This is a genomic window from Vagococcus sp. WN80Y (assembly GCF_059621045.1).
The window spans coordinates 26,898-48,844 of sequence record NZ_JCAQHY010000144.1; the positions used below are offsets into that span (position 1 = coordinate 26,898).

A 21,947-nucleotide genomic window follows, 5' to 3' on the forward strand; every position below is an offset into this window, starting at 1 on the left:
CAAATTTAAGCTAAAATCCCTAACCCGTATCCAATAATGCCGACTGCAAATAGAATAAAAATCAACATGATTGGGCTTACTTTTTTCTTTAATAGACGCATCATTAATAATGTTAAACCAAGAGCTAATAACCCTGGTACTAAGTCATCTAAAATAGTTTGTACAGTTGTTACCACTGTCTCCCCATCGACACCTGGCGTTTCTGACACAACTATCGGTACATTGATGGTCGTCCATTTTGTAACCAGCACTCCCATGATAAATAACCCTAAGATACTGGCTCCTTCTGTTAGCTTTTGCAGCAAATTTCCGGACAAATCTTTGACAATATCCAACCCTTTTCTCAGTCCGTAAGTCAACCCAAACCACTTCATTGCAAGTCGAGCAAGATTGAAAGCAAAAAAGAACACCACAGGGCCCAAGATACTGCCCGTCAAAGCAAGCGAAGCACCTATTGCTGCGACAATCGGACGCAACGTTCCCCACACCAAAGGATCTCCAACACCAGCTAAAGGTCCCATCAACCCCACTTTTAAACTATTAATAGTTCCGTCATCAATATCTGCCCCATTAGCTTTCGCTTCCTCCATGGCAATTGTCACCCCAAGAACAGGCCCAACAACTGCTGGTGTGGTATTAAAAAAAGTCAGATGGCGTTTTAATGCTTCTGCTTGCTCTTCCTTCGTATGATAGACTCGCTTAATAGTCGGAATCATATCAACACAGAAGGCTAAGGCATGAATTCGCTCATAATTGAAAGAAGCTTGTTGAAAATTAGAAAATAAAAAAGTAGTCACTAAATCTTTTCGTGTTAAACTCGTTGTCATTTCGTTACTTGCATTATTTTTACTCATCATACTCCTCCTAGTCTTCTAACTCATCGTCAGCTATATCAGTCCTTGATGCTAATACACCAGCTCCCGCTAGCGATCGATTAGCAAAATTAGGGTTGAGCTGAACGTATACTAACGCGATGATCAATCCTACGATCCCAAAGGATAATAAACTAAAATCTAAGTAACCACCTAGAATAAATCCTAAGAAAAAGAAGGGCATCAAATACTTAACACTCATCATATTAAGAACCATTGCATACCCCACTACAACGATAAATCCTCCAGCAACAGCCAATCCTCCTGTTACCACATCAGGGATGAAATCCAACATGTTATTAACCATTTCCGCGTTAACAAAGGTTGCGACAACCGTTGCGGGAATTGCGACTCTCATAGCTTGAACAAGTAACGCGCTAAAATGTAGCAAGATTATTTTATTAAAGTTTGCTTGCTCTGCTTCTTTATCCGCCGCATGTTGAAACGCAACTGTGATTGTTCGAGCAATCACGGTCAAAACCTGTCCCGCCGCGGCCACTGGTAAGGCAATAGCTATTCCTGCTTGAATATCCTGTTTGCCTACAACAACAAGAATAGTCGCAATAATACTTGCCAATGCCGAATCTGGTGATTGAGCGGCCCCGATATTCATCCAGCCTAAAGCGATTAATTCCAGCGTACCGCCTAAAATAATTCCTGTTGTCATATCCCCTAAAATCAATCCCACTACCGTACATGCTATCAGTGGTCGATGGGTCTGAAATTCATCCAAAACACTGCCCATACCTGCAATACATGAAAATAAAAAGATTAGTATTAATTGAATCATTGATACATCCATTTTACGTCCTCCTTAATCTCTAATAACTAACTGACGGCTTCTTTTAGCTTGGCTTCAAAGTCTACCTTGGGATCACTTACAACTACTCGATAATCCAACTTAACATTGAGCGCTTTCAATTCCTCAAACGCCTTTATATCCTTTTGACTAACTGACACAGCTTTTGTAATTTGAGTACGACCCTCTTTAAATTGCATCCCGCCAATATTAATTGTCTCCAACGGAACACCACCCTTAACTAGCTCTAAAACCTCTGTAGGATTGGTAAATAGATAAAAAACAGTTTCCTTTTCATACTTAGGGTTGTTAAATACTTTGATGGCTTTTTCAACTGTCACGATGTTAACTTTTATGCCAGGAGGCGCCGCCTGCTTTACCAAAGTTTTACGAATCTCATCTTGATAAACCTCTTCACTTACCACAATAATCCGCTGAGCTCCTGCTTCTTTCGCCCAAACCGTTGACACTTGCCCATGAATTAATCTATCGTCGATTCTTGCTAAATTAATCTTCATCTCAAAAATCCTCCTCCTCTTCAACTTGCTGTTCTCTAAACGAACGACACGCCTCGCTTGCGGCCTGCTTCATCACCGCCACTAACTCCAATATAGGGCGCTCACAACTACCAAGTCCTTCCAATAACATCGGTAAGGACATTCCCGATAGTACTTCAATTTGTCTATTCTCTTCCTCCATCGCAACTTTACAACTTGCATTGTACGGAGTACCACAAAATAAATCGGTGAGAATAAGTAACTCTTCATTGAGGTACCGATCAGAGACCTCTTTGATCTTAACAGATAGACTATCAAGCCCCTCTTCTTTTAAAAATTCAACAGCTGACACCCCTGGTAGCTGACCATAAATCATCTCTCCTGAGCGTTTCATTTCAGGTCCTAAGCTACCATGAGCTACTAATAAAATATGCGTCACTTTTTTCCCTCCTCATATTGAGGATATGGCAAATGCCTTATCCTCTTGTTTTACCGCCAGCTACATTTAGCGTGACACCGCTCACATAACTTGCCCGATCTGACATGAAGTAGGCTACTACATCAGCCACCTCAACTAATTTTCCACTACGGCCTAATGGGATTGTACTTGTTTGGCTGTATCCCTGACGTAATTCTTCGACAGTTTTATCCCGCGTATACGCCAGAGCTGTCTCGTACTCAATTGTCCTTAACCCTGTTTCTTCCATAATACCCGGGGCAATTCCGACAACCCTAATGCCTTGTTTGCCAAGCTCTTTCGCCCACGAACGGGTAAAGCTGTTCACAGCTGCTTTGGTTGCCGCATAACAACTTTGTCCTTCTGAACCTTCTAAGCCGCTTTCGGATGACATATTAATAATGACCCCTTCGCCTTGTGCAACCATAATCCGCCCGCACAACTGACTCATCAGATAAACACCTTTCTGATTAACATCAATCATCTTGTCAAAAATACGATCGCTTAATTCATAATGGCTATTTCCCTTTTTATCTGTTAATAAAGCAGGAATATTAATACCAGCATTGTTGACTAAACAATCAATTTTGCCATAAACTCCCTTAACTCGATTAACAGTCTCCTCTACAGACTCCCGAAGCGAAACATTGGTTTCTAAGAACAATAAATTCTCATGACGAAAATGCCCCTCATTCAAATCTGCATTAATCACCTTCACCCCTAATTGACAGAGCTCTTTGATGACTGTCTCTCCAATCCCCGATGAGCCACCTGTGACGATGGCAACCTTATCTTTTATGTTTAACCATTCCAAATTAATCTCTCCTTAACTTTTGTGATTTAACCACAACATTTGTGATAACTACATAATATACTGCTTATATTAGATTGTCAATCATTTTTCACATTTTATACATTTTTTCACATTTGTGATAAAAAATAAAACTACCGTTAACTTTTTCAAGTTAACGGTAGTGTCTATTCATCTATTAAGGCTAAGATAGCTTTAGCCGTTTCCTCCGTTGTAACCAGTGTTGTTAGATAACCACCGTTTAAAGCACCTAGTATTCCTCGCGCTTTTTCAGCAGATTCAGCAATACCAATTCTAATACTAGCATTTTTTAATTGAGCCAGTTCAATACCAATAATCTTCTGATCTAATTGACTCGTAACTGGTTGTCCTTGATTATCGTAAAATCGAGAAACGACGTCGCCTGCTACTTCCTTTTCTTCTAATTCGTTTAATAAATTCTTGCCATAGAAAGCTTGCCAAATCTCCCGCTTACTCAGATGCGGACTCCCAATACCAAAAATAGCTATATCCAACTTATTCCATAAAGCCAGCAGCTCTTGATTAAAACCATTAGCCATCAGAGCTTCCCTCAACTCACTGGTCTCTGGAATTGCTGGTGCGTCAATCATCAATGCTCGCCCATCAATCTTTTTAGCCGCTTCATACGTAATCGTATTAACATGGTACTCACTTGGTAATTTGCCAGAAGGGCCTCCAATCATAGGCAAACAGGTAATATCCTTAGTTTGAATGGGACGTAATTCCTCCATCATGGCCGCCATCGATTGGCCCCACGACACTCCAATATTCATTGAATCCCCCAGTACACTAGCTAGATAATCAGCAGCAGCCTTTCCGATTTGCTTTTCTTTATTCTCACGACTTACCTCATTTCCAACTGGCACAATAATCGCTTTGGTTAATGAAAACATTGTTTCAATAGTTTTTTCTAACGAATATGTTCCTGCTAAATCATAGTTAATGCTAATATTAACTATTCCTTCTTTTCTGGAACGCTTTAATAAGCGACTGATTGTTGTCCGATGAATATTTAAGGCCTTTGCTATCTCGCTTTGATTTTTATCTTCTTGGTAGTACATTTCAGCAATTCTGACTAATAATTTATCTTCATCCATACCTTGTTCCTCCATCCCTAGCTAATCAAAATATAGCATAAATAACTCTCACATTCAATTGTTATACAAAATTCACAAATGTGAAAAAGAATAAAATTCAAGCTTATCCTGACCAATTCACTTCATTTCTTCCCTTTTCACCAACCACTTTTTCCCCGCCATAATAATAAGCATCGTCAAAAGAATCACCGGACTGATAATTAACGGGAAAAACAGCATCACAAAGACGCCTGCTAGTAAGGGCGATCCGATAATAGTCATTGAGATACTGGCACTAACTACGCTAACAATCAATAAGCGATCCATTTCTGGAAATAATTGAGCCATTGCGAAACCTTGAATAATGGCTGAAAAAACAACTGGAAAAATATCGCCACCTATCCAACCAGTATTCAAACATACTTGAAGAAACACTAGCTTAATTAGCGCCATCACTGTCAAAAATAGAAAAGAGGCCTGACTCCCAATAAAGGGCACTAATGAAAGAGATAACTGGCCAGAAAAAAGAAGCTTGGGCACAAAACTAGCGATCAAGAAAATAGCAACTGACCCTACTAAAGCTTTCCGAACCGGTCGATCTTGCCAAAAATCGAATCCCTTCGCCATGACCTGTTGTAACACATGATAGGCTTTACCGTATAAAACACCAAAAATGAGCAAGGGAACAATCACCCATAGCTCTGTCCACTGCCAATGTGACACTCCCATTTTTGAAATGAATGACGGTTGCCCCGTCAGCTTCATTAACAGGATAAAACTAACTAACCCATTCACCACAAAAACACCGTAAAATCGTTTCTTTTTACGCTTTGTTCCTGCTTTAGTCGCTCGCTCTTCGTCATAGCTAAGTAAGTATGAAACAGGATTGATTAAGCGTCTCAGCCTTTGACTAAAGGGTAATGTTCTTAACTCTTGATAATTAAAATAGTAATAACGCAATTTATCCGCTTGCCAAACTGAACACGCAATCACCGCACTTAATAAGCCCGCCTCTGGCCCAACCCCTGCTCCAAAAATTAGAACAATTAATGCAACTAATAAGCTTTTAAATACAGGTCGATAATCAACTGTTTTAGTTGTCTTTAACTCCGTCATCGACTCGTGAGCCGTAGAAGGCAAACTTCCCCAATATTTCCGACAAATCCCCAGTAAACAGCCTCCAACTAGAGTAATTCCCGCAATATAAATAAAACGAAAAGGCTGGCTTGAATCTAATATCTGCCACAGTAACTCCGAACCTAGTCCTTCAATTCGTAAAAAAATAAACGCGACAATGCTAATGGCCGTGCTCAATACAAGCCCATATCCCAATAACTTAATTTCTTTTACGTCTAATTTCATCTAATGGCTCACTTCTTTCACTTATCTTTAATGGTTGTCCTTCGTCTCTCACTTTATCATAAAAAGACGTTCCTGAATATCTAGCTACTCTATTCTCACAAAAGTAAGGTTTATCTCTGTTATCAAACCTATCGTGGCATCTGCTTAACTACCTATTCTACTACTATCTTACTCTTTCTCTACTCTTTTTACTCAGTCGTTTGGTTATAACGAGTCTAAAAGCTCTTCCTTACGCCATTCTGACAGTCGACGCCTCCTAACCTAGTGACGTTTAAGTCATTTTCAATCCTTTTAGCTCCATTTATGACTTATTCTCGATTAGACAAGTCACGTCTGTCTATGATATAACTAGGCTGAGGTCTCATCTTGCGACACTACTTTTTAACCTCACAAACTCCCCTAATTCCCATGTACGCTTTCAGCGGACATGAATCAATCGAGTTTTTTCCATTTAATAACAGACTCTCTCCTTTGATTTATCTTTAAAAGACTGATATCGGTTGGTTCAGCTGTGTCAATCTACTTTTTAACCTCACATATCTCCTCACCCCCTATGTACGCTTTTAACGGACAAGAACCAATCGAGTTTTTTTCATAAAATAACCTCCTATCAACATTAAACAGAGGCCATTGAACCATTGACAAGCCACTCTTTTGATATTATACTACTTTAAAGTGACACTTTGTCACTACTTGATACGATAACGCTAGGATAAACCATTAGGATCAGTCTTACCACAAACAGAAGGGATGTTAGCATATGCCTAATTCAACATTTATAAATTTAGATTCGACCAAGAAAGACGTAATGAATCAGATTTTACTTCATTCCTTCTACGACCGACACATCAGTCAGGTCACAGTTTCTGACATTGTCACAGCAATGGGCATGTCACGTGGGGCTTTTTACAAGTACTTTACTGATTTAGAAGACGCTTATACCTATATTTTATCAACTCAAGCCACACTCATTCACCAAACCATCTTACAGGCGATCGACGCGAATCACAATAATTATTTTGCAGGAATTAAAGACTATTTAATCTGGTGTGCTTCTCTAGATAGGACTAGCAATGAGTGGAAAGGATTATCACTCTTTATTTTAAGTGGCGATTCTTCTGCTAATAAACGCGTGCCATTACCTGTAGACTCTCCTTTGATTAAACAGTGGCTCGATCTCTTAGAAGACAATCAATTCGTCATGCATTCGGTAGAAGAAGCTATTAGTTTTCTATACTTTAGTATGAGTCTTGTTATGGAAACTCTTGCCGATTACCTCGTGAACGACTGGGATCTTGCACAACTATTGACGGATTACGACTTCAAAGTTCGGTGGCTAACGGATGGATTGAGCAAAAAATGAGTCACATAATGACAATGAGAAAGGGATTTAATTAACATGAAAAAATTAGTACGAACGAGCATGACTTACATGATTGCTGGCTTAGTAGCAGGTGTATTTTATCGAGAATTCACCAAATTTAACAACTTTGACGGAACAAGTCAACTAGGAACGCTTCACACGCATCTATTGGTATTAGGAATGTTTTTCTTCTTGATTGTCTTACTATTAGAAAATGCCTTTCAGTTAAGCGAACACAAACGTTATAAAGCTTTTTATGCCACATACAATAGTGGACTCGGCTTAACCTTATTAATGATGCTCATTCATGGCTGCCAAACAGTTCTTGGTTATGCTGATTCGCCAATGATTTCTGGGATCGCTGGATTAGGACATATTATCATGACTGTTGGACTCAGTTTCTTTTTTGTGGTGCTAACGAGTCAAGTTGCCAAAAAAAGCTAATCTACAACCAACAAGTAACCGTTGACTATTATAGTTTCTTTACGCAGTAAAAGTGACACTTTGTCACTTTTATCCTATTAAACGAAAAGAGGAAAACCAATGAGTACAGATTTGATCTTAGCAAGTGGCGCTATGGTGATTGCCCTTGTCTCTTACAGTATAGGTGTTTTTGGTGAAAAATTAAGTGGAACCATTAAACTAAAGCATCTCTTATTTTTTGTTATTGGCTTAGTTTTTGATACTACTGGAACAACTTTAATGAGTAAAATGACGAATGAACAAGCTAGCTCGGGTTTAGGCTTGCATCAATTAACAGGCGGAGCTGCGTTACTTTTTATGGGTCTTCATCTTGTTTGGGCCGTTTGGGTCTATAAAAAAGGCTCGGAGCAAGCTAAAGTTAAGTTTCATCGATTCAGCATTGGCGTATGGACTTTATGGGTCATTTCATTTATTTTAGGTATGCTTGTTGGAATGGGCATCATTTAAATCAAACAACTTCTTGTCCATCCTGTTGAAACATTCAGTGCTTAACAGGATGGGCAATTTTTTAACGATCGCTACGCGACAGTTCTTCTACGAGTCTCTTCAAAAAATGTGTAGCAGCACTTGAAAATTGTTGATTCTTTTTCCAAATAATATTGGTCGCAACCTTTAGCGGTGGCGCCAATGGAATAAATGTCAGACCACTTCCAACAGTATTAATAATGCCATCTATACACAACGCCACTCTGTCTCCGCCCTTAACTAAAAGAGACAAATTGTATAGAAGATTATAAGTCCCCACAATATTGAACTCCTCCAAACTACCTCCTAACCAATCTGCTAGCTGATTGTCTACCGAAGTCTGGCTAGAAATAATCAGCCGTTCAGTCACCAAATCACGAGAAGTGATGGTTTTCTTTTCTGCTAATTTATGCGTCTCACTTACTAATATTCCCCAAGAATCGACTAAAGGTAGCTGAAGATAGTCGTATTTTCTTTTATCAACAGGATTAATAACCAAACCAAAATCCAGAACGCCTGTATCAATTTTCTCCTTCACATCATCGGCATTTCCACTATATAAATGAACATTAATCTCAGGGTATGTCACCATCAACTCATTTAAAAGAGTAGCGACTGATTGAAACGCTTGCGTCTCACCACCGCCAATCATAATATCCCCACCAATCACTTGATTTTTTTGTAAATTAGAGGTCGTAGTGGTGACTAATGAAACAATTTCTTTGCCACGGTTTTGTAAATAAATCCCCTCTTCTGTTAACGTAATTTCACGATTTCCCCGAACAAAAAGCTGAACACCTAAGTCATCCTCTAAGTCCTTCAACTGCTTTGATAACGTTGGCTGTGACAAATGAAGAACTTCCGCTGCCTTACTTATGGTCTTTTCACGCGCCACAGTTAAAAAGTAATTTAGTACTCTTAGCTCCATATCCATCCTCCTATAACTTTTTTATATACTTGTCTATTGATTATACGTATTAGTTATCCCTATTATAACCAAGTATACTTAATTCATCCATTAAGAAAGCGGTGATACCATGAATAATCACTCATTACTAGACAAACTATCAGGAAAAGAGATTGACCCTTCTGTGACGATTTCATTGCCTTTTTATTCTGATTTCGGCAAACATATCTCCTTTGGAAAACATATCTTTATCAACCAAAATGTCACTTTTGTCGATTTAGGCGGAATTACCATTGAAGATAACGTCTTAATCGGTCCGATGAGCCGAATTATCACTGTCAATCATCTGTTAGATTCTCAAAAAAGGCGAGATATTATTGTTCAACCTGTTACTATCAAACAAAATGCTTGGATTGGTGCAAATGTGACCCTTTTGCCTGGAGTCATTATTGGAGAAAATTCAGTTGTTGCGGCTGATTCTACTGTCACAAAAGAAGTTCCTAAAAATGTGATTATGGCAGGCACACCAGCTAAAATAGTCTGGCACTTAACCTAATCTTAATGTAGAAACAATTGAAAATTAGCACTCATGTCCCCCTTACAAACCTACAAATCGCACAGTTTTCTCTAATTGTGAATCGATAACGGCTCACAAAACGAGAATTTTAGTCAGCCATTTAAGTTATACTGTTAACTATCATATAAGGGGGACTTAACGATGGCTATTATTGGATACGCACGTGTTAGCACCACTCAGCAAAAATTAGATTCACAAATCGAGGCTCTTACAGAATATGGTGTTCATAAAATTTACACAGAATACGAAAGCGGTCGAAAAGCAGACCGGGCTGTACTTGATGACATGTTAGCATCCTTAAAATCTGGCGACACGCTCGTAATTTTTAAATTGGATCGTTTGGCCAGAGGTTCCAAGCAACTGATACTTTTGCTCGAAGAATTTAATCAACGACAGATTAATTTTGTCAGCATTCAAAATCATATCGATACCTCAACCCCTGTGGGACGAATGATTTTCACCATCATGGGGGCTTTTGCAGAGATGGAGGCAGAATTAATTAAAGAACGGGTTATTGCTGGCTTGAAAGTCGCTAAAAAAAATGGTGTTCAACTAGGTCGACCACCGTTGGATAATAAACAATTAGAGAAAGCTCTTCGACTTTACTCTCATTCAAGCAAATCTGTCTCTGAAATAGCCGATATCTGTCAATTATCAACAGCCACTATTTACCGTCATATCCGCCTACGCAATATTGCGCACCGTGATGAATCAGCCTAACTATCACTTATTCTTTTCTCGAGGTATATCTGTGGACAATTTTCGACGTCCCACTTTATACTAGGGGAAAGGAGCTGGTTATGGTCATGTTGTTTCTTGATTCTCCCTCAAAAAATAAATTGAAACTGTTTCGTTATTTATTATTTCATCACAATATTTCCGAATTTAATACTCTGTTACGTCATTTACATGTTTCTAAAAATACCCTCAATCGTTACATCAAAGAGCTGCAATGTGAGTTGGATTCAACTTTTGGTGACAATCAGTTTGAGTTAATAAAAAAGAAAAGCGATATTTTATTGATTACTCATAATTCATTGCCCTTTTCTTTCTTCATCGATTCCTTACATTTGGCTTACATCAAAAATTCTATTGAATTTACACTTATTAAGCTACTATTAGTTCAAAAATTCACGACTGTTACTCAACTCGCCGACTATCTTTATTTAGGTCAGTCAACTGTTTATAAATATCTTCAGCGGGTTCAAGTCATTCTTAGAAAATTTAACATCACGCTAAATTTTACTAGTGGGGTCGAGCAAGTCAATTTCGTCTTTGAAGAAAAAGATTTTCGCGCATTTCTGTATTATTTTCATTGGTATACCTACAAGGGCCTAGAATGGCCTTTTATTAAGTTAACAGAGGAAAACTACCAACTTCTAATTGTTCATACTCATCCATTGATTAAATCTGATGCCCTTTTATCCAAAAAGAAGCAGTTCGATTACTTGGTGAGTCTGACTTTATTGAGAACACTAGTAAGGAAACACACGATTAAAATGGACGCAAATATTCAAGCAATTATTACCATTTTTCAAAATCAAAATGATTTAAGTATCGTTTTTGATTCCTTCGAGTCAAAACTCGAACCCGATGCTATTTTAAATGAGAAGTTATTTCTTAATTTCTTTTTGCGAGTTAATTTGTCTGGACAAGATTCAGCTCAAGATATTAATCAGATTGCAGAGACTCTTCAAACCATCGATGACCCCATTATCAACCATAGTAAAGCAATACTTTCGGAAACTATTAAACATTTCAACCTAATTCTGTCAGATGAACAAAAAGCCTTTTGCTTTTATCACTATATCTTATTTTATGTCTATATTTATTATTTAAAAATTGACCTTCCTTCTGTCTTTACCACCTATTCAAATCATGGTCTTTTTGATCATACTGACCAACAACAGGAAGGCATTCTTATTAAGGAATTAGATGACTTTTTGGCACAGTTTCGCAAAAAGTTCCCTATCCCTGCTCAATATCAAGAAATAGAAAAATCACTGACAAGCCTCGTGATCAATAAAAGAATGAAATCATCGCTCATTATTTGTTGTCATTTTTCAATTAATGCCATAGGAGAAAGTTTAATTCAGGATCGTTTAACAGCCTTATTTAATCCTGAGCTACTCACGTTTATTGACGAGCCTGATCAGGCTGATTTAATTATTTCAGATTGTTTTGAACCTTGTCATGCGCATATTGACTTCTTTTATTTGGAACGTGTGACTGATATAGACTCTTGGAAAGAGCTTGTCGATTATATCCAAAATAAATTGTTTAAAATTACTTTTTCGTTGTAGTAAAAAGCTTAGAAATATGCCAACATCTATCAGCAGATTTCTAAGCTTTTTTAGTTTATCAAACGAGAAATTCTACTATTCAAAAAGTTACATTTGCCACCTTGAACGATTTGTGATAAAATTAACAAATAAAGAGACATAACATGAAAACACAATAATTTGTCTGAAAAAAAAAGAGAAAGAAGGCATATCAAATGAAAATTTTATTAAATCTAAATTTAACAGACGAGGGCTATCTAGCAAAAATTGATGAGTTACCAGAATTCAGTACTCGCTTCCCACAAGATGATCACACACTTGCTTCTCTTCCAACTGCTCTAAAGAAATTTACTGCTGATTGGGAATTAAATACTGAGGCCAAAACAGCGAAATATCAAGAAGAATTCCCGATTATCCAACGGATTAAGTCACGTAGTTTTTATCAAGCAACACTCTATCGTATTCAAGAAATGGTTGACAATAAACACCCTAAACAAATAGATTTAGAATTAATTCACTCTATTAATCAAACAGCTTTTGCCTCAATGTCAGCTAATATGGATGACAATAAATAAGTCTGGCGTTATCACATCATCATTGTAAGAGTTCGCTTTAACAAGTGAAAACAATCACATTTCAATCTATTTTTTAGAAGGAATGATCGCTCATTCCTTCTTTTTTAACGTTTCAATCTCTTCGTTAGAGTAGATTATCTTATCATTTTTTATTCGCTTAGATTGATTTTCATCAGGGGAAACAAATCTGACAATCGTGCACTCGGCAGTTTCCTCACTCTTGTTTGATAGACGATGAATGCTATTATTCATCCTAATCATTTCCCCTCTGAAGATTTGCTGAGTCTGGAGGCCTTTGTCAATCCATTCCAGATACAGTGATCCTTTAGTAAGGATTATCATTTCTTCTATTACTTGATGAGCGTGCCAGTCTTGGACGCAATCACTTGGAATAACATTCGTATGAATTTCAAAGGCATCAAATAAATAGTAATCCACTTCTGTTCCATTGGGTTTTATTACTGAAATAGCGTCGTTTTTCTTTATTACGCTGGGCTCTTTGTTTATACTTCGACTCGGATTTGTCATCTCATTATCTCCTTTTTAGATAATGATGGCATCTTTTTTGTAATTACACAAGTGGGTGTAGGTAACAAAATAAGTAATTAACTAAATTTAATTTGTTAGCTCCTAAGTAAATAAGACTGGAATGAAAATTCCAGCCTTCAACTTAATGACTATTCAAAATCTGCATGTCGTGCAAACATTGTCTCTGAATTCTCGCCGAGATCCACCATCAGTGACACTACCATACTATCAAATGTTAAAAAGGCTAACTGTTCGAAAGCCGAGCCCATTGGTTGAGAAAAAGTTGTCGTTTCAAAGCTGTTATCGTTTTTAGTCTTCCCAGGCAGTACTAATACAGACTGAGCCAACTTGCCAATTGTTGACTCTTCTTTCATTGTAATTAAAGCAACCGTCACGCCATTATGGACGGCCTTTTTAGTAATAGTTTTCAAGCTGCCTGTCTCACCTGACCCTGAGCATACAATGACTAAATCCCCCTCTCTAGAATGCGGTGAGCTAATTTCACCAATCACACTGACTGAAAAACCTAAGTGTAATAATCGATTAGCAAATGCCCGGATAGCAATTCCAGATCTACCCGCTCCTGCTAGAAAAATATGCTTTGCTATTTTTATTTGTTGAATAATCGCTTGAGACTCTTCCTCACTAATTTGACTTGTCGCGGTTGCTAGCTCTTGTAAAATTGCTAATATATTTTCTTTTACTGTCATTCTCTATCTCCTTATGCGATTGTACGACCACCATCCATCAGGATTGTTTGCCCCTGAATATATGAGTTGGCTGGATCTGCTAAAAATAAAGTCAGATTCGCCACATCTGACACCGTGCCAAAACGACGAACAGGAATTTTTTCCAACACTGCATTTAAACTCTCCTCTGTTGGATAATTGACACGCATCATTTTACCTGAATCAATCAAACGAGGGGCAATCGCGTTCACATTGACCCCTTTAAGTCCTAGCTCTTTTGCCAGACCTCTAATAAGCCCTTCTCCTCCTGCTTTAGATGCTGGATAAGAGACACCTCCGCCAGTTCCACTTAATGCCGATCCTGAACTAATATAAACAATAGCGCCTCGATTAGTTAAAAAGTCTTGATAAAAACTTTTAACTGTATTGAACAATCCCGTCAAATTAATACTCAACGTCTTATTCCATTCTTCAAATGAAATATCGGCTACTTTATTCGCAAAGGCTATACCTGCATTTAAAACAAGAATGTCAATCTGACCAAATTCCGCAAATACGGCCTCACGAACTGCCTCTAGGTCCTCTGGTTTAGAGTCATCAGCCTGAACAAACAATGATTTTGAATAATCTCGACTAATTTCCGCCGCTGTCTCGGCCCCTTTTTCTTCATCAAAATCAACAATCACCGTACTAGCTCCTGCTTTAGCAAACTGTTGTGCAATTCCTTTGCCAATCCCGTTGGCGGCTCCTGTTACTAAAGCTACTTTCCCTTCGAAGTTTCCCATCTCTATCTCAATTCCCTTCTATTTAATTGCTTGACGTAACCGTTCATACTGTTCGTCTGGTCGATCTGAAAATAGTGCCCCTCCAACTACGATTAAGTCAGCTCCTGCTTCTTTGCATTTTTTTGCCAGTTCACTATCTACTCCACCATCCACTTCAATTAGAATCTGACCGTCACCAATTAATTGCTTCGTCTGCCGAATTTTTTCTAAACTCTTCTGAATAAATGTTTGCCCTGGCTGACCAGGGTTAATCGTCATGATAAGGATATAATCAATCTCATCCAATAGATAGGTCAAGGCTGTTTCTGGAGTTCCAGGATTAATCACGACTCCTGCCTTTCTGCCTGCTTCTCTAATTTGCTGAAGTACTGAATGAATATGCGGCGTTGATTCATAATGAACTGAAATCATCTCTGCCCCTGTTTCAATAACTGCCTCTAGATGCTCTTTTGGGTGATCAACCATCAGATGAACATCAAAAATCATCGTAGTGGCTTCTTTCATAGCTGCAATCTGATTGGGCCCAAAAGCAATATTAGATACAAAATTGCCATCCATCATATCCACATGTAAAATGGTCGTATTTTCTTGTTCTAAAAATTGAATCGCCTCTTGTAATTGTAGTATATTTGCTGCAAAAATTGAGGGTAAGATAGTTGTCATGATTTTTCCTTCTTCCTAAAAAATAGTACTAATCCAATACATTAAAACACTCCAGGGCCCTGTTAGAACAAAATCTGTTCCCTGACCTTTTAGTCCAACACCTGCACCATTTAACATTTCTGTTGCTCCTGGCGCAACATAACCGCCCAAGTACATCACCAATACGCAGAATAAGACCGTCGAAATAATTGATCGCAAAAGATTTCCTTTACTCGTCATGACCGTCATAACCGACATATACGTTACAGACATTAGAATACCAATCGGAAACATTTTAATTCCCGGCAAAGCCAACGCACACAGCATCACTAGAGGGATTGAGACAACTGTTGTCGTAATAGTAGCTGGATCACCCAACCCTAAAGCAACATCCATCCCAATATTTAGGTCTGCATCCTCTCCCATTTGTTTAGTCATAAATGTTTTTGCAGATTTTCCAATTGGTGATAAACCATCCATCAAGACACTCACTACTCGTGGCATTAGAACCATCACACCAGCAATTCCCATGCCCATAGGAACAATGGTCGTCACCTCTTGACGAGTTAACGCCCCTAAAAGTAAACCTACTAATGCGCCAATAATAACCGGTTCCCCCAAAACACCGATACGTTTATTAACTTTCTCCAAACTAATATCCAATTTATTTAAGCCTGGAATGAAATCAATCAATTTGTTCACTAATAATCCTACTACTAAGGTCCAGCCAGTGTGAACGATTGTAGTACAAGTCGTTCCTTCTAATCCATAATATTTTTGCCACATTGGGACAATCCAATCCCCAACAAATAAAGCTAATACAGATAAAACAATCGTGACAGCTAACCCAATAAAAAAGTTATCAAAAATGAAGTAAGCTAACGCCCCTGGTACTAAAAAATGCATATAATTCCAAATATCCACATTCAACGTTTTCGTCACCTTCAAACGAACCAACAAAATATTGATAACCAGACCGATAGGAATAGCCAAGCCAGCAAATGGTGCCATCCATGAAGCCGCTCCAACAGCAGGCCAGCCAATATCTGCAATTGTAAACCCTGAGCCTATTTCCGAGTAATAATTAACTGCTGACTCCAAGGAATCATTTAGCAAATTGACCACTAGCGTCAAACCTATGAATCCTACTCCTACCGTCAGACCTGCCTTAATCGCATCTCCTAATTTCATCCGAAATACTAAGCCTAAAATAGTGATAATAATAGGCAAAATTGCTGATGCACCCATCCCTGTTATTGTCTGAACAATACTAACTAATGTCTCCATCCTTTTCCCCTTTCTACTGCCTAAGAATTTTGAATTTCAAGAAGTTTCGCAACTAATTCTTTTTTTAGTTTTTCCTCATTAATTCCTGTCACAAACCCCATAATGCTCATAACCGGTACTGTCAACTCACCCTTAAAATTATTCGTTGTTAAGACGATATCTGCTTGTCCACTCATCGTTGGCAGCTCAGTCATGCTACATTTATTCAGCCCAATATTAATTTGATGCTCTTTACACAATGCTTTGACCTCATCTGCCGCAATAGTTGAGGTTGCCACTCCACTTCCACATGCCACTAAAATATTAATTTTTCTCATTGTCTTTTCCTCCTATTAATCAGCACTTGCTGTCATTATTTCCATTACTTCTGCTTTTGTTACTGCTTTTGTTAGAGCCTTGATAAACTCTTCTTGTTGAATCTTACCAATAATCGTTTTTAGTAACCTCAAATGACCACTCCCATCATTTAATCCTAAAACAAACAAAAGACCTACATCAATTACTATTTCTGAATCGTCCATCTTGTTCATACGGATTGGCCTTTTTAATGAAACAATCGACACAAATGGTTGCTTAATATACTCTGGATTGCCATGAGGGATTGCCACAGTATAGTCACCCAAATCCAATCCAGTTGGATAACTTTCTTCACGTTCGGTAAGGAATTGACAAAATCCTTCCGTCACATACCCTTTCTCTAATAATATGTCAGATAATTTACTAAATAGATCATTCTTATCAGACACATCTAGATTAAGAAAAATTAAGTCTTCTTTTATATACTCTTTTAACATGCACCTGCTCCTTTATTATTTAATGAGGCAACTAGCTCCATATCTAAATCATACGGTATAATAACCCAAATAACTATTTCCGTTATTCACAAAAAATGTTGATTTTAACTGTTCCATTGGGATGAAAAAAAAAGCGCCTATCCCATCTAATCGAGAGGATAGACACACTAAAATCACTTAATCCCTTGCCTTATTAACCGCCTGAAAAATGGTCGCATATGCTTCAGAAGATGTCCCAACTTGCTTCAGGCTCTCAATACAATCGCTATTTTTTGCCAAACGATTGACATCATATAGACACGTTAAATGGCTTGTTTTATCTGGTGTTGTCAATAAAATGACCACAAAAATCCGTTCACTATTATATTCAATCCCTGATTTAACCACAGCGACACTAACACCTAATTTTTGAGTAATTAATTGTGGATCTAAATGAGGCAAAAGAACTCGTTGTCGCAACATAATATAACTTGGTTCCTCCCGATATTCAGACAGCAGACGGTCTTGATACGCCTTTGAAACAACGTCTTGTTGAATTAAACGGTTACTTGTTCGTCTAAGAACCTCTTCCCAAGAAAGCTCCTCTTCAATCACTTGAATAGAATTCTCAGTCAATAATTGTTCGAGAGTTAAATTTGTGTCATTAAACGCTTCTTGAGTAACTGATCGCTCTCCTAACAATAGCGATGCTAATTCTTCGCTCATTTTTCTTCAGTACGTTTGTCTATTTTTGCGTATTTTTTTATTACCTCAGTTATTTCAGCTACTTTAATCCCTTCAAAATCCAATTGAAAAATATCCTTAATCACATGTTGTCTCAAGTTTAATTGCTCGCTCTTACTCAATATTTCATTAATCACATAAACCTTTTTTGGCGATTGAACAGGCACTGTAGAAAAAACAATATCATGTGGTAACATAAAATTAGCATATTCACGAATCGAATTTGCTGGATAAAAAAGAAATTCTGGAAAGATATCCTTTAGCTTTTTTTCTAACAATTTTGACATTGACATTCCATTTGGACATAAAATTACTGCTCGCGTTATTTTCGCCTCAATCTCTTGATTATCACTGTCAACTAAATGACCACCAACAAACAACGTAATGTACGCAATTTCTTCATCTGACAATTTTGTTTTAAAAAAAACTTCTAAAGGAGTAATTGATTGCCGGACAAAATCATGTAATACCTTATATTCTAAGCTGATTTTTTGATACAACACGTTTTCGACTGGTAAATGATACTTAATCCAATAATAAGCTGGTTTAAAATGATTAATCAATTTTGTCAATAAGTTCTTTTTATCTGCCAAAACCAATAAAGTATTAGCTTCAAATTCAATCAAAAATTCCCATAATGAATTAGCTAATAGAGGTAAATCTCTCTCTGAAACCATTCCCTTATTCCTAACGTTAGAGCTTAGTAATTGTAAGGTAATAAATAATTTTTCACTCTCTGGTAACTCAGGAAAATCAGTCGCTAAATAAGACAATGACTGATATTCTTTAGTAAATTCAATCTCCTCATAACTGTCAAATTGACTTCTATCTATTAATTGATTACGTTCGATTCGAATAAAAAGAGCTGAAATGAAATAAATAAGTGGATAAAAATCATCATCCGTATACTTTGCACCGAGATACTTCTCTATCTTTAAAAGATCAGCTTGAACTATCATTAAGTATTTTGTTGAACCTTCTAGTAATAGTTCCGTTATATTTCCACCATAATTTCGGTAAATTTTTGTAATAGCCTGAAAAAGAACCAATCGTTTATTCCATTCTTGTCCAACGATCGTATAGCCATTTTTACGCGAAAAAGTGATGGTTAGATCGTGTTTTGCTACAATTTTTTTTACTTGCTTCAAATCTGATAATGCTGTATTTTTACTAATTTGAAGATCAATACAAAAATGATCTAACGATAATTCTTCCACTCTCGTCAGAATCAGTATCACCATTAGATAAAGACGGTCCTCTTTTGAATAACTAATATCTTTTGCAGATTGATGAATACTTAAGTAATCCGCAGCTTGGTTTTTAGCGTAATAATACCCATTTTTCTTTTCTATTATCGGTAAGTGTTTTTCCGTTAGCTTCTCATTAATAGCTTCCACACTATAAGATAATTGGCGGGAGGTTAAGGCCAATTTTGTCATTAAATCACTCTCTTTGACACTTCTTTGTTTGATTAATTGTTTCAATAACTCTTGCTGTCGATCACCCATATCATAACCTCCTCTCTTAAATAATAAGCGCTCTCTTCATAGAAAGCCACTTTCTTTTTACCCAAAAAGTGTAATTTTTTCTTTCCTAGTTGTGATGACTGGCAGACATCACAAAAAAGGACAGGATGATTGCCCTCTCCTTACTAATTTTATTAGCACCATATGATAATTCCGCTCCAAAAGTTTGCCCACTTAACCATGTAAAAACCAGCTTGACTTTCACCTTGGGATAAGGTGTAAGATAAAGAGACAGAACACAAGGAGGACGTTCAATGCTAACTATTGGAGAATTTTCAACTATCTGCAAGGTCTCAACCAAAACACTTCGTTATTACGCGGATATTGGTTTAATACTACCTAAAAAAATAAACCCAGAGACTGGCTATCGGTATTATGCCATCGATCAGTTAGAAACCATGTTATTAATCAATCGGCTGAAAGATTATTACTTTTCATTGGAAGATATTAAGGCTATTCTCCACTCTGACGAACTATTAGATGAGTTGCTTTATGTCGCTCTAAACAAAAAGAAAAAAGAAATCGACAAACAGCTCAGACAAACACACAAAAAGTTAGACCAACTGACAACTGATTTAACCCAATTAGCACAAGGAAAATCTATCATGTCCTATTTAGATGATTTCGATGTTCAGCTTGTCGAGGTGCCAACAATGACCCTTTTAACTGTTAGAAAAATGATACAAGAGCATGACTTTGCAGAAAATTATGGCGCAGGATTCGCACAACTAACCCAAATAATTCAAATGGAAAAATTAACGCCACTTGCACCACCGATGGTTCTTTTTCATAGTGCGGAGTTTAGCCCAAGTGGTTTAGACACGGAGTTCGCAATTCCAATCAAAGAAGTTGTGACTGGTACCAGAGATTTTGCTCCAGGACTCTGCTTAAAAACACAATTAGTTGGCTCTTATTCCGCTCTTCCTTCTGTCTATACAAAGCAAAGAGAATGGGCTGAAAAAGAAGGCTTTGAAAGTAGCCATGCCCTATATGAGGTCTACATCACTGACCCGAGTCAAGTTTCTGAGGAATCCGAGTTAGTCACTGATGTCTACTTTCCTGTAAAAAAAGCTAGGAGGACATGAACATGCTCAGAGAACCTCTGAATCACTTAGAAAGCAAAATAAAGCAGGACTATCCAACCATTGCTGGAATTGTTGTATTAAACGACGGGGAGCCTTATTATGAGCGCTACTTCAATGACTGCTCTGCTTCTAGTCGTATTCACGTATATTCCGTCACGAAAAGTATTCTCTCCATTTTGATTGGGATAGCCATAGATAGCGGTTACATCAAAACAATCGATCAAAAGATTGTGGAGTTTTTTCCGCACCATTCTATTAAAAAGAACGAAAAAATTTTTCAACAGGTGACACTTAAAGACTTATTGACGATGACAGTCCCTTATAGATACTGGATTCCTCCCTACTTAAAATATTTTACCAGTAGCGATTGGGTGGCTTTTACACTTGATTTATTAGGTGGCCGAGGGACAATAGGCTCGTTCAGATATACTCCGCTGATTGGTCCAGATATTTTATCAGGGATTCTCACGGCGACAACGGGTAAATCAGCGCTTGATTTTGCCACGACAGAGTTGTTCACTCCTCTAGGGATTGAGGTTGAGCGCTCTCTTGTTTTCCAGTCCAAAGAAGAACAACTGGCGTTCAATCAATCAACTACTATTAGTGGCTGGGCCGCAGATGCTAGCGGACATAATGCGGGTGGTTGGGGATTAACTCTCTCTCCAATGGATATGGCTAAAATTGGTCAGCTCTACTTAAATCACGGATTATGGGACAACGTTCAACTAGTCTCAACGGCATGGGTAGACGATAGTACAACCGAACATAGTCGTTGGAAAAAATTTGATTTGTCCTATGGTTACCTATGGTGGCTTGATCAAGAATGCGGTTATGCCGCTATGGGAGATGGCGGCAATGTTATTTATGTCAATCCTAACAAAAAAATTGTTGTGGCTATCACCTCACTTTTTTCTCAAAAGGTTCCTGATCGCCTCGAATTTATTAAGACTCAAATAGAACCTTTTGTTTAATCAGCCTCGTCTATGTTACTTTTGTGTAATAGTTATTAGGCCTTCCCACTGCCATACTCCAAACAGGAGCTCACGGTTTTTGAATCAATTAGAGGGTGAGACACATGTCTCACCCTCTAATTTTTATCTTATAACTCATTGAATGTCTTTACCACATTTTCAGTCGTAAAGCCATACTCAGCTAAAACAGTTGGAGCAGGAGCACTTGCACCGAAGCGATCAACGGTCACTGTTGCGCCTTCGTTTCCTATATAGCGTTCCCAACCAAAGCTTGCACCCATTTCAACTGCGACACGTTTAGTCACTGCTTTTGGTAGTACACTTTCTTTATAGGCTGCATCCTGTTTGTCAAACAAATCTGTACTTGGCA

26 protein-coding genes and 1 pseudogene are annotated in these 21,947 nt (G+C 37.7%); 9 read left to right on the plus strand and 18 right to left on the minus strand.

Features of this window, described 5'->3' with window-relative positions; genetic code table 11:
* Positions 1–5: 5 nt before the first annotated feature.
* The 7 genes from AC5KOD_RS09365 to AC5KOD_RS09395 all read right to left on the minus strand — a co-directional run bounded on the left by AC5KOD_RS09365 (position 6) and on the right by AC5KOD_RS09395 (position 5,895).
* Positions 6–854 (minus strand): PTS system mannose/fructose/sorbose family transporter subunit IID, encoded by an 849-nt coding sequence (locus tag AC5KOD_RS09365; protein WP_496914286.1) that lies wholly within the window; start codon positions 852–854, stop codon positions 6–8.
* A 10-nt stretch (positions 855–864) separates the two neighbouring features.
* Positions 865–1,674: a PTS mannose/fructose/sorbose transporter subunit IIC gene (locus AC5KOD_RS09370; protein ID WP_496914287.1), complete on the minus strand. Its 810-nt coding sequence runs from the start codon at positions 1,672–1,674 to the stop codon at positions 865–867.
* A gap of 26 nt (positions 1,675–1,700) precedes the next feature.
* A complete protein-coding gene (locus AC5KOD_RS09375) occupies positions 1,701–2,189 on the minus strand; it encodes a PTS sugar transporter subunit IIB (protein WP_496914288.1) in 489 nt (162 codons plus the stop codon).
* Position 2,190: 1 nt separating this feature from the next.
* Complete coding sequence (locus tag AC5KOD_RS09380) at positions 2,191–2,607, minus strand: PTS sugar transporter subunit IIA (protein ID WP_496914289.1); 417 nt, start codon at positions 2,605–2,607, stop codon at positions 2,191–2,193.
* Between the two features lie 37 nt (positions 2,608–2,644).
* Positions 2,645–3,439: an SDR family oxidoreductase gene (locus AC5KOD_RS09385; protein WP_496914290.1), complete on the minus strand. Its 795-nt coding sequence runs from the start codon at positions 3,437–3,439 to the stop codon at positions 2,645–2,647.
* A gap of 164 nt (positions 3,440–3,603) precedes the next feature.
* Positions 3,604–4,554, minus strand: coding sequence for a sugar-binding transcriptional regulator (locus AC5KOD_RS09390; protein WP_496914291.1), 951 nt, complete (start codon positions 4,552–4,554; stop codon positions 3,604–3,606).
* 117 nt (positions 4,555–4,671) lie between these two features.
* Positions 4,672–5,895, minus strand: a complete 1,224-nt coding sequence (locus AC5KOD_RS09395; RefSeq protein ID WP_496914292.1) for a chloride channel protein — start codon at positions 5,893–5,895, stop codon at positions 4,672–4,674.
* A 760-nt stretch (positions 5,896–6,655) separates the two neighbouring features.
* On the opposite strand from AC5KOD_RS09395, the gene AC5KOD_RS09400 reads away from it, so the two are divergent.
* From AC5KOD_RS09400 to AC5KOD_RS09410, 3 genes are all read left to right on the plus strand, one after another.
* Positions 6,656–7,258 (plus strand): TetR/AcrR family transcriptional regulator, encoded by a 603-nt coding sequence (locus tag AC5KOD_RS09400; protein ID WP_496914293.1) that lies wholly within the window; start codon positions 6,656–6,658, stop codon positions 7,256–7,258.
* A gap of 36 nt (positions 7,259–7,294) precedes the next feature.
* Positions 7,295–7,702, plus strand: coding sequence for a DUF2871 domain-containing protein (locus tag AC5KOD_RS09405; RefSeq protein WP_496914294.1), 408 nt, complete (start codon positions 7,295–7,297; stop codon positions 7,700–7,702).
* Between the two features lie 99 nt (positions 7,703–7,801).
* The gene (locus AC5KOD_RS09410; protein WP_496914295.1) at positions 7,802–8,188 is read left to right on the plus strand and encodes an HsmA family protein; all 387 of its coding nucleotides are present in this window, start codon (positions 7,802–7,804) and stop codon (positions 8,186–8,188) included.
* Positions 8,189–8,249: 61 nt separating this feature from the next.
* On the opposite strand, the gene AC5KOD_RS09415 is transcribed toward AC5KOD_RS09410, so the two are convergent.
* Entirely contained in the window at positions 8,250–9,134 is an 885-nt protein-coding gene (locus AC5KOD_RS09415; protein WP_496914296.1) for a LysR family transcriptional regulator, read from the minus strand.
* 148 nt (positions 9,135–9,282) lie between these two features.
* Between AC5KOD_RS09415 and AC5KOD_RS09420 the strand changes: the two are divergent.
* The 4 genes and pseudogenes from AC5KOD_RS09420 to AC5KOD_RS09435 all read left to right on the plus strand — a co-directional run.
* Positions 9,283–9,669, plus strand: a pseudogene (locus AC5KOD_RS09420) (DapH/DapD/GlmU-related protein); the annotation flags it as partial.
* Positions 9,670–9,831: 162 nt separating this feature from the next.
* Entirely contained in the window at positions 9,832–10,410 is a 579-nt protein-coding gene (locus tag AC5KOD_RS09425) for a recombinase family protein (RefSeq protein WP_496914297.1), read from the plus strand.
* 80 nt (positions 10,411–10,490) lie between these two features.
* Positions 10,491–11,993, plus strand: a complete 1,503-nt coding sequence (locus AC5KOD_RS09430; RefSeq protein ID WP_496914298.1) for a helix-turn-helix domain-containing protein — start codon at positions 10,491–10,493, stop codon at positions 11,991–11,993.
* A 194-nt stretch (positions 11,994–12,187) separates the two neighbouring features.
* Positions 12,188–12,547 (plus strand): hypothetical protein, encoded by a 360-nt coding sequence (locus AC5KOD_RS09435; protein WP_496914299.1) that lies wholly within the window; start codon positions 12,188–12,190, stop codon positions 12,545–12,547.
* A gap of 90 nt (positions 12,548–12,637) precedes the next feature.
* Here AC5KOD_RS09435 and AC5KOD_RS09440 read toward each other — a convergent pair whose 3' ends face one another.
* The 9 genes from AC5KOD_RS09440 to AC5KOD_RS09480 all read right to left on the minus strand — a co-directional run bounded on the left by AC5KOD_RS09440 (position 12,638) and on the right by AC5KOD_RS09480 (position 19,503).
* Positions 12,638–13,075: a cupin domain-containing protein gene (locus tag AC5KOD_RS09440; RefSeq protein ID WP_496914300.1), complete on the minus strand. Its 438-nt coding sequence runs from the start codon at positions 13,073–13,075 to the stop codon at positions 12,638–12,640.
* 149 nt (positions 13,076–13,224) lie between these two features.
* Positions 13,225–13,785: a 6-phospho-3-hexuloisomerase gene (hxlB, locus tag AC5KOD_RS09445; protein ID WP_496914301.1), complete on the minus strand. Its 561-nt coding sequence runs from the start codon at positions 13,783–13,785 to the stop codon at positions 13,225–13,227.
* Positions 13,786–13,796: 11 nt separating this feature from the next.
* Positions 13,797–14,549, minus strand: coding sequence for an SDR family NAD(P)-dependent oxidoreductase (locus AC5KOD_RS09450; protein ID WP_496914302.1), 753 nt, complete (start codon positions 14,547–14,549; stop codon positions 13,797–13,799).
* Positions 14,550–14,567: 18 nt separating this feature from the next.
* Positions 14,568–15,212: a ribulose-phosphate 3-epimerase gene (rpe, locus tag AC5KOD_RS09455; RefSeq protein ID WP_496914303.1), complete on the minus strand. Its 645-nt coding sequence runs from the start codon at positions 15,210–15,212 to the stop codon at positions 14,568–14,570.
* A gap of 15 nt (positions 15,213–15,227) precedes the next feature.
* A complete protein-coding gene (locus tag AC5KOD_RS09460) occupies positions 15,228–16,478 on the minus strand; it encodes a PTS transporter subunit IIC (RefSeq protein WP_496914304.1) in 1,251 nt (416 codons plus the stop codon).
* Positions 16,479–16,498: 20 nt separating this feature from the next.
* On the minus strand, positions 16,499–16,795 hold the full coding sequence (locus AC5KOD_RS09465) for a PTS sugar transporter subunit IIB (protein WP_496914305.1): 297 nt from the start codon (positions 16,793–16,795) through the stop codon (positions 16,499–16,501).
* 15 nt (positions 16,796–16,810) lie between these two features.
* Positions 16,811–17,272, minus strand: a complete 462-nt coding sequence (locus tag AC5KOD_RS09470) for a PTS sugar transporter subunit IIA (RefSeq protein ID WP_496914306.1) — start codon at positions 17,270–17,272, stop codon at positions 16,811–16,813.
* A gap of 177 nt (positions 17,273–17,449) precedes the next feature.
* Entirely contained in the window at positions 17,450–17,977 is a 528-nt protein-coding gene (locus AC5KOD_RS09475) for a PTS sugar transporter subunit IIA (RefSeq protein ID WP_496914307.1), read from the minus strand.
* Positions 17,974–19,503 (minus strand): BglG family transcription antiterminator, encoded by a 1,530-nt coding sequence (locus AC5KOD_RS09480; protein WP_496914308.1) that lies wholly within the window; start codon positions 19,501–19,503, stop codon positions 17,974–17,976. Before AC5KOD_RS09480 ends, AC5KOD_RS09475 begins: the two co-directional genes overlap by 4 nt.
* A gap of 272 nt (positions 19,504–19,775) precedes the next feature.
* Here AC5KOD_RS09480 and AC5KOD_RS09485 point away from each other — a divergent pair, with 272 nt between their 5' ends.
* Together AC5KOD_RS09485 and AC5KOD_RS09490 are read left to right on the plus strand one after the other, a co-directional pair.
* Complete coding sequence (locus AC5KOD_RS09485) at positions 19,776–20,606, plus strand: MerR family transcriptional regulator (RefSeq protein ID WP_496914309.1); 831 nt, start codon at positions 19,776–19,778, stop codon at positions 20,604–20,606.
* Positions 20,607–20,608: 2 nt separating this feature from the next.
* A complete protein-coding gene (locus tag AC5KOD_RS09490) occupies positions 20,609–21,577 on the plus strand; it encodes a serine hydrolase domain-containing protein (RefSeq protein WP_496914310.1) in 969 nt (322 codons plus the stop codon).
* 128 nt (positions 21,578–21,705) lie between these two features.
* Here AC5KOD_RS09490 and AC5KOD_RS09495 read toward each other — a convergent pair.
* A partial coding sequence (locus AC5KOD_RS09495) for a transketolase-like TK C-terminal-containing protein (RefSeq protein ID WP_496914311.1) occupies positions 21,706–21,947 on the minus strand: 242 nt, incomplete at its 5' end.